Annotated in this window: 8 protein-coding genes; 5 read left to right on the forward strand and 3 right to left on the reverse strand. The window is 61.5% G+C overall.

The annotated features are described in order from the left end of the window. The 3 genes from OQK_RS31295 to OQK_RS14495 all read right to left on the reverse strand — a co-directional run. Positions 1–265, reverse strand: a 265-nt coding sequence (locus tag OQK_RS31295) for a hypothetical protein (protein ID WP_238537183.1), incomplete at its 3' end; no start/stop codon positions are given. 321 nt (positions 266–586) lie between these two features. Then, a complete protein-coding gene (locus tag OQK_RS14490; protein WP_016773020.1) occupies positions 587–1903 on the reverse strand; it encodes a bifunctional DedA family/phosphatase PAP2 family protein in 1317 nt (438 codons plus the stop codon). A 154-nt stretch (positions 1904–2057) separates the two neighbouring features. After that, a complete protein-coding gene (locus OQK_RS14495) occupies positions 2058–2783 on the reverse strand; it encodes a DNA-3-methyladenine glycosylase (RefSeq protein ID WP_016773021.1) in 726 nt (241 codons plus the stop codon). A 177-nt stretch (positions 2784–2960) separates the two neighbouring features. Between OQK_RS14495 and OQK_RS14500 the strand changes: the two genes are divergently transcribed. From OQK_RS14500 to mrdA, 5 genes are all read left to right on the forward strand, one after another. Continuing rightward, complete coding sequence (locus OQK_RS14500; protein WP_016773022.1) at positions 2961–4232, forward strand: glutamate-5-semialdehyde dehydrogenase; 1272 nt, start codon at positions 2961–2963, stop codon at positions 4230–4232. Next, complete coding sequence (nadD, locus tag OQK_RS14505; protein WP_024014451.1) at positions 4201–4923, forward strand: nicotinate-nucleotide adenylyltransferase; 723 nt, start codon at positions 4201–4203, stop codon at positions 4921–4923. The genes OQK_RS14500 and nadD overlap by 32 nt, the downstream gene beginning before the upstream one ends. Before the next feature lie 72 nt (positions 4924–4995). Beyond that, positions 4996–5490: a ribosome silencing factor gene (rsfS, locus tag OQK_RS14510; protein ID WP_016773024.1), complete on the forward strand. Its 495-nt coding sequence runs from the start codon at positions 4996–4998 to the stop codon at positions 5488–5490. Positions 5491–5499: 9 nt separating this feature from the next. Then, positions 5500–5967 carry a 23S rRNA (pseudouridine(1915)-N(3))-methyltransferase RlmH gene (rlmH, locus tag OQK_RS14515; RefSeq protein WP_011063671.1) on the forward strand — a complete coding sequence of 156 codons (468 nt, stop codon included), beginning with the start codon at positions 5500–5502 and terminating at the stop codon, positions 5965–5967. Positions 5968–5977: 10 nt separating this feature from the next. Then, the coding region (gene mrdA / locus OQK_RS14520) for a penicillin-binding protein 2 (protein WP_038861211.1) at positions 5978–7641 on the forward strand (1664 nt) is incomplete at its 3' end.

A 7641-nucleotide genomic window follows, 5' to 3' on the forward strand; every position in this document is an offset into this window, starting at 1 on the left:
AGTAATCGTTTATTGAAGTGGAATGTTCCGAGCGATAGGCGCTGTGTGCCGGTAACTGAAAGATTTCAACCGCTGGCAACCGCGGATTCGCATCGGCAAGGGCGCTGTCGAAGTTGGTACTGTGCAGCGCAAGATCGGGGACGCTGGCTCTTGGCGATATTTCAATGCTGCTGACATCAAACATGGGCCGATGTGGCGTTGGCACGTTTGCATCAGTTTGATGCGTGGTTGTGACTGACGTCTTGCGGGGTATTTTTGGACTCATGAAAGACTCGATAAGAAATGGATTGTTGTATGACTCGGCAGAACTTCAATGCGTGGTTTGAATAAATATGGATAGCCAGCAAATGTCCGAGTCGGGCCCATCAATCTAACGGTTTTTCAAAAGCGCGAAACACTGAGCAGGCATGTTTCAACTTGAATATGTAACGCTAGTTTTGCGTCGATCGAGAATGCGGAAATGTCGGTTTTATAACCAGGAAAGTTAACCGGGAGGGAGGAAGTTTGCGTAGGTTGCAAGCGCCGCTCTTGTCGGAATGTTCCGAAAGAGCGGCGTATAAGAAATGTCGCTTGTAAATTGCCTGTTTTAGTAGGCGTAACGCAACAATGTATGTGGCAAGTGGCGCATAACGAAGAATCCGAACAGCGCGACCATGGACGGCAGGATCAGCCACCAGATCTTGAAAGGCATGGCGTTGAGCGGCGCCTGCCGCTGGTTTGACCACAGCATCGCGGCGCAGACGCAGCTGGCCAGCATTGCACCGGCCAATATGTCGGTTGGCCAGTGCGCGCCGAGATAGACCCGCGACAAAGCAATGGAGAATGCCGGGATGCAGGCAATCAGCAGCCAGGTCAGGCGCATGCGTGGCGGCTGCCCGCGTCCGGCCAGGACACCCAGCGTCAGGAACAGGGCGAATGCGCCAGAAGCATGGCCGCTGGGCATGCTGTAGGTGGTCAATGGATCGCTGAGCACTTCCGGGCGTACCCGGGCGAAAAAATACTTGGTACCGGTGTTGGCCATGGCGGTGATCAGCATGGTGGCGCCCGCGAACACTGCCTGGCGCCACTGCTTGCACAGCAACAGCAATATGACGAGCAGGGCGCTGAACAGCAGCATGTTGCGGAATTCGCCGATCAGGGTCAGCGTCACGGCGATTTCGTCCAGCGCTGGCTGGCGATGTTCCTGCACCAGAGTCATCACACCGTTGTCGAGCGCGGTGAGGTATGGATAGCCGATAAACAGCCCGATCAGGATCAACAGGCTCATGCCGCCGATCCAGATTGTCGCGCGACGATGGCGGCGCACGCTGCTGTTGACGCTCAGGCCGACCATCACCGCAATGCTGGCCGCGACAATCCCGGCTTCGAGCCAGAAACCTTCAGGCAATGGCAGGCGGAACGCTGCGCCCGTGGCCCAGCCCGGCAATAGATAAGCCAGGCTCCAGCCCGCAGCGGCCAGCAGGCTGACGGCGAAGAAACGCGGGAAGGGCATGTCGCACATCCCGGCGACCATCGGCAGCATCGGCCGCAGCGGGCCGATGAAACGCCCGACCAGCAGGCTGGCGATGCCATAGCGCTGGAAGTACGACTCGGCGCCGGCCATCCATTCCGGGTGATGGCGTAGCCCGGGGAGGCGGCGGATGTTCTGGTGGAAATGGCGGCCGAGGAAGTAGGAAATCAGGTCGCCAAGAATGCCGCCAAGAAAGCCCAGCAGCAGCGTTTCGCTCAATGACAGCGCGCCGCTGCCGGCCAGCACCGCCACGGCAAACAGCAGCACCGTGCCCGGCACGATCAGCCCGGCGATCGCCAGACATTCCACGCACGCCACGATGAACACCGCTGCGGCCAGCCACTGCGGATTGGCGCCGAGCCATCCGGTGATGCTATCGAGCCATGGGCCCATACAGAAAAACTCCATTCATTCTTTAAGTAATTGTTACGCGGTGGACTGCTGACCTGTGGGAGCGAGCCTGCTCGCGAATGCGCTGTGTCAGACGATAGAAGCGTTGGCTGGCACGACCCCTTCGCGAGCAGGCTCGCTCCCACAGGGGGAGACATCATTCATTGACGGATTCGGCGTCGGTTACGGGAAGCAAAATATAATCCCGGCCTTCGACCTGACCCCGTCGCAGCGGGTTCCGCGTGCACCATTGCGCATACGCAGCGTCAACGAAGCGATACATCAGGTGTTCATCACGGCCCAGCGGAATGCCCAGCCGGGTGGTTTGAATAATCTGCGAGGGTGCCGGCCCCGTATCTTCGACCAGCAACAACTCATGGTCGAAACGCTTGGCGTCCCACATCGGTACTTTCAAACCCAATGCCTTGCACAACAACGTCTGCCCGGCGCAGAGCTTCTGCGTCGGCCGCGGTCGGCCCTGGGCATCGGGATTGTTCAGCAGCATCTGCGCCAGACTCGCCGGGCCGCTGACCTCGTCGACCCACGGATAGGCGGATTTGATCAGCACGGCATTGCCTGGACCTTGCGCACTGAAGTTCAGCGAATCACCGCCGCGGGCGTAGTACATATAGATGTGGCCGCCATCCAGAAACAAAGCCTTACGCTTTTCTGTGTAACCGAGCGAGGCATGACTGCCTTTTTCCGCGAAGTAATAGGCTTCAGTCTCGATGATTCGCGCACTCAGCCACAGATCACCGACGCGATGGCGGATGACTTTGCCGAGCAGCGCCTGCGCCAGAACCTGGGCGTCGCGGTCGAAAAAACTGTCCGGCAGGCCCACGGGCAGGCGCGCGGACTCGGGGCAAAGGGGCACGTTGGTCATGATGGGCAAGGTTTATCCAGGCTCAAGAGGTCGTGATGATAACAACGCTGAGCTTAATTACGTCTGAACGCCGGCCAAACGCAGCTCATTTCGACCATCCGCCCGTCACCGCTGTTAGTCCCGGGACGCGACAGCTATAATCTGCCGCTTTCCTCTTTGCCAAGACCCCAGCAGACCATGACTGAGTCCGTTCTTGACTACATGACCCGATTGGGTCGCGCCGCCCGCGCTGCCTCCAAGGTCATCGGTCGCGCCAGCACCGCGCAGAAAAACCGCGCCTTGCAGGCTGCCGCCAATGCTCTGGATGCTGCACGCGCCGAGCTGGCCGCAGCCAATGAGCTGGATCTGGCTGCCGGTCGCGCCAGCGGTCTGGAGCCGGCGCTGCTGGAACGTCTGGAACTGACCCCGGCACGTATCGACGGCATGATCGTCGGCTTGCGTCAGGTCGCTGCACTGGCAGATCCGGTCGGCGCGATCCGCGACATGAGCTTCCGTCCGTCGGGCATTCAGGTCGGCAAGATGCGTGTACCGCTGGGCGTGATCGGAATCATCTACGAATCCCGTCCGAACGTGACCATCGATGCCGCCAGCCTGTGCCTGAAATCCGGTAACGCGACCATCCTGCGCGGTGGCTCCGAGGCGATTCATTCCAATCGCGCGATTGCCGCGTGCATCCAGCGCGGTCTGGCCGAAGCCGAATTGCCCGCCGCCGTGGTGCAAGTGGTCGAAACCACTGACCGTGCCGCCGTCAGCGCGATGATCAGCATGCCGGAATACGTCGACGTCATCGTGCCCCGTGGCGGTCGTGGCCTGATCGAACGCATCAGCCGCGATGCCCGCGTGCCGGTGATCAAGCATCTGGACGGTATCTGCCACGTTTACGTCAGCGAACACGCCGATCTGGCCAAAGCCCAGCGCATCGCTTTCAACGCCAAGACTTACCGTTATGGCATCTGCGGCGCGATGGAAACCCTGCTGGTCGATCAGGCTGTTGCCAGGGATTTCCTGCCGTCGATGGCTGCGCAGTTCCGCGACAAAGGCGTCGAGCTGCGCGGTTGCGAGCGCACCCGGGCGATCATCGAAGCGGTCGCGGCCAGCGAAGACGACTGGCACACCGAGTACCTGGCGCCGATCCTGTCGATCCGCGTGGTCGACGGTCTGGAGCAGGCGATCGAACACATCAACCATTACGGCTCCCATCACACCGACTCGATCGTCAGCGAAAACCTCGCCGACACCCGCCGGTTCGTGGCGGAAGTCGACTCGGCCTCGGTGATGATCAACACGCCGACCTGCTTTGCCGATGGATTTGAATACGGATTGGGTGCCGAGATCGGCATTTCTACTGATAAGCTGCACGCCCGCGGCCCGGTCGGGCTCGAGGGGCTGACCTGCGAGAAGTACATCGTGGTCGGTGATGGCCAGTTGCGCGGCCAGGCGACGGTCTGACTTGACCGACCTCGACCTGACAGCGCCGCACACCGGCAGCGAGTCGCGCCCGCAACGCATTGGCGTGCTGGGCGGTACGTTCGACCCGGTGCACATCGGCCATTTGCGTGGCGCGCTGGAAGTTGTCGAAGCGCTGGCGCTGGATGAGTTGCGCCTGATGCCGAACGCGCGCCCGCCACATCGCGGGACGCCGCAGGTGTCGGCGCAGGATCGGCTGGCGATGGTCGAGTGCGCGGTGGCCGGATTGCCGCCGCTGGTGGTGGACGCCCGCGAATTGCAGCGGGACAAACCGTCCTGGACCATCGATACCCTGGAGTCGCTGCGCGCAGAGATGCCCGCCGAGACCCAGGTTTTTCTGCTTTTGGGCTGGGACGCATTTTGCGGCCTGCCCACTTGGCACCGCTGGGAAGAGTTGCTCCAGCATTGCCACATCCTGGTGCTACAGCGCCCGGACGCCGACAGCGAACCGCCGGATGCCTTGCGCAACCTGCTGGCAGCGCGTTCGGTGAGCGACCCGCTGGCCCTGAAAGGGCCGAGCGGACAGATTGCATTCGTCTGGCAGACACCGCTCGCGGTTTCCGCCACCCAGATCCGTCAACTGCTGGCCAGCGGTAAGTCGGTACGTTTCCTGGTGCCCGACGCGGTCCTGGCCTACATCGATGCGCACGGTCTGTATCGTGCGTCGAACTGAACAAGGCGTGCTTCACTGATACGAATCACCGTATCCCCAAGCCGCCGAATACATGAGCAAAACGAGTTACATATGACTGATAAAGATCTACCGAAAGTAAAGCGCAAAGGCACGTTCAAGAGCGCACCACTGCCGGAAGCCGTCAACACCAACGAGCCGCTCAAGGGCGACGAACTGGTGAAGATTGCCGTCGCTGCGCTGGAAGACGTCAAGGCCCAGGACATCCAGATCATTGATGTGCGCGACAAGCAGAGCATCACTGACTACATGATCATCGCCACCGGTACCTCCAATCGCCAGATCAACGCGATGCTGGACAAGGTCCGCGAGGAAGTGAAGAAGCAGGGCGCCAAGCCACTGGGCGAAGAAGGCAAGGGCGACAGCGACTGGGTTCTGCTCGATCTCGATCTGGTGATCGTGCACATGATGACCGCCTCGGCGCGTCAGTTCTACGACCTGGAGCGCCTGTGGGCCGGTGCCGAGCAAAGCCGTGCGGCCGATGCCAAGCACCACAGCCCGGAAAACACCCACGAGCACTTCACCAAGCTCAACAAAGACCAGTTCTAAGGGATCGCTGTGCGACTGCGCCTGATCGCCGTCGGTTCACGCATGCCCAAGTGGGTGGAAGAAGGCTGGCATGAATATGCCAAGCGTCTTCCGTCCGAGCTGGCGCTGGAACTGGTGGAAATTCCGCTCAACACCCGTGGCAAGAATGCCGACGTGGCCCGTTTCATCCGCCAGGAAGGCGAAGCCATGCTGGCCAAGGTCGGGCACAACGAGCGGATCGTCACGCTGGAGGTTCACGGCAAGCCGTGGAGCACCGAGCAACTGGCGGTCGAACTCGATCGCTGGCGCCTGGATTCGCGCACGGTCAACTTCATGGTCGGCGGCCCGGAAGGGCTGGCACCGGAAGTCTGTGCCCGCGCTGACCAGCGCTGGTCATTGTCGCCGCTGACCTTGCCGCACCCGCTGGTGCGGATCCTGATCGGCGAACAGTTGTACCGTGCCTGGACCGTGTTGTCCGGCCACCCTTACCACAAGTAAGCCTGCCCTCATGTCTCAGCCGATCCGCATCAAGGACCACGAAAAGGACGCCCGTCTGGTGCGCAGCCGTGTCGTGTTCGGTGCGATCGTGATCGTGGCGCTGATCTGTGTGCTGATCGCGCGTCTGTATTACCTGCAGGTGATCCAGTACGAGTACCACTCGACCCTGTCGGAAAACAACCGCGTCCATGTGCAGCCGATTCCGCCGACGCGCGGGCTGATTTTCGACCGCAACGGCGTAGTCGTGGCCGACAACCGGCCGAGCTTCAGTCTGAGCATGACCCGCGAGCGCTCCGGCGATTGGCAACAGGTGCTCGACGTCATCGTCGAGGTGCTGGAGCTGACGCCCGAGGACCGGGTGATCTTCGAGAAACGCATGCGTCAGGGGCGCCGGCCGTTCGAGCCGGTGCCAATACTGTTCGAGCTGACCGAAGAGCAGATCGCCCGGATCGCGGTGAACCAGTTCCGCCTGCCCGGGGTGGAAGTGGTCGCGCAACTGGTCCGGCATTACCCGCAGGGCGCGCACTTTGCGCACTCGGTGGGCTACATGGGGCGGATCAACGAGAAAGAGCTGAAGTCGCTGGATCCGGTCAACTACAGCGGCACCCACCACATCGGCAAGACCGGCATCGAGCGGTTCTACGAGCCGGAATTGCACGGTCAGGTCGGTTACGAGGAAGTCGAAACCAACGCCCGTGGCCGCGTGTTGCGGGTGCTCAAGCGCACCGATCCGATTCCCGGCAAGGACATCGTCCTGAGCCTCGACATCAAGTTGCAGGAAGCCGCCGAGGCCGCACTGGGCGGGCGTCGTGGCGCGGTGGTGGCGCTCGATCCGAAAACCGGCGAAGTGCTGGCGATGGTCAGTCAGCCGAGTTTCGACCCCAACCTGTTCGTCACCGGCATCAGCTTCAAGGCCTACGCCGAGTTGCGTGATTCCATCGACCGGCCGTTGTTCAACCGCGTGCTGCGTGGTCTGTACCCGCCGGGCTCGACGATCAAACCGGCGGTAGCGATTGCCGGTCTCGACGCCGGCGTGGTCACGGCTTCGAGCCGGGTGTTCGACCCGGGCTATTACATGCTGCCCAACTACGACCACAAGTATCGCAACTGGAACCGTACCGGTGACGGCTTCGTCGACCTCGACACGGCGATCATGCGGTCCAACGACACCTACTTCTATGACCTGGCGCACAAGCTCGGCATCGATCGGCTGTCGACCTATATGAACAAGTTCGGCATCGGCCAGAAGGTCTCGCTGGACATGTTCGAAGAATCCCCGGGCCTGATGCCGTCGCGCGAATGGAAACGCGCAACGCGCAAACAGGCGTGGTTCCCCGGCGAAACCCTGATTCTCGGTATCGGCCAGGGCTACATGCAGTCGACGCCGCTGCAATTGGCCCAGGCCACCGCGCTGGTGGCCAACAAAGGCATCTGGAATCGTCCGCACCTGGCCAAGTCCCTCGACGGGGTGAAGCCGGTGGATGAAAACCCGATGCCGAACATCGTCCTGCGCGACCCGTCCGACTGGAACAAGGTCAACCACGGCATGCAGCAGGTGATGCACGGTGCCCGTGGTACCGCGCGCAAAGCGGCGATCGGCGCGCAATACCGCATCGCCGGCAAGTCCGGTACCGCGCAGGTGGTGGCGATCAAGCAGGGCGAGAAATACGACCG

The organism is Pseudomonas sp. R62 (assembly GCF_000257605.1).
Lineage (GTDB): Bacteria > Pseudomonadota > Gammaproteobacteria > Pseudomonadales > Pseudomonadaceae > Aquipseudomonas > Aquipseudomonas atacamensis.

Coding starts and splice junctions, on each gene's coding strand:
- OQK_RS14490 (WP_016773020.1), bottom strand. CDS start 1,903: ATGGGCCCATGGCTCGATAGCATCACCGGATGGCTCGGCGCCAATCCG.
- rsfS (WP_016773024.1), top strand. CDS start 4,996: ATGACTGATAAAGATCTACCGAAAGTAAAGCGCAAAGGCACGTTCAAG.
- OQK_RS14500 (WP_016773022.1), top strand. CDS start 2,961: ATGACTGAGTCCGTTCTTGACTACATGACCCGATTGGGTCGCGCCGCC.
- OQK_RS14495 (WP_016773021.1), bottom strand. CDS start 2,783: ATGACCAACGTGCCCCTTTGCCCCGAGTCCGCGCGCCTGCCCGTGGGC.
- nadD (WP_024014451.1), top strand. CDS start 4,201: ATGGCCAGTTGCGCGGCCAGGCGACGGTCTGACTTGACCGACCTCGAC.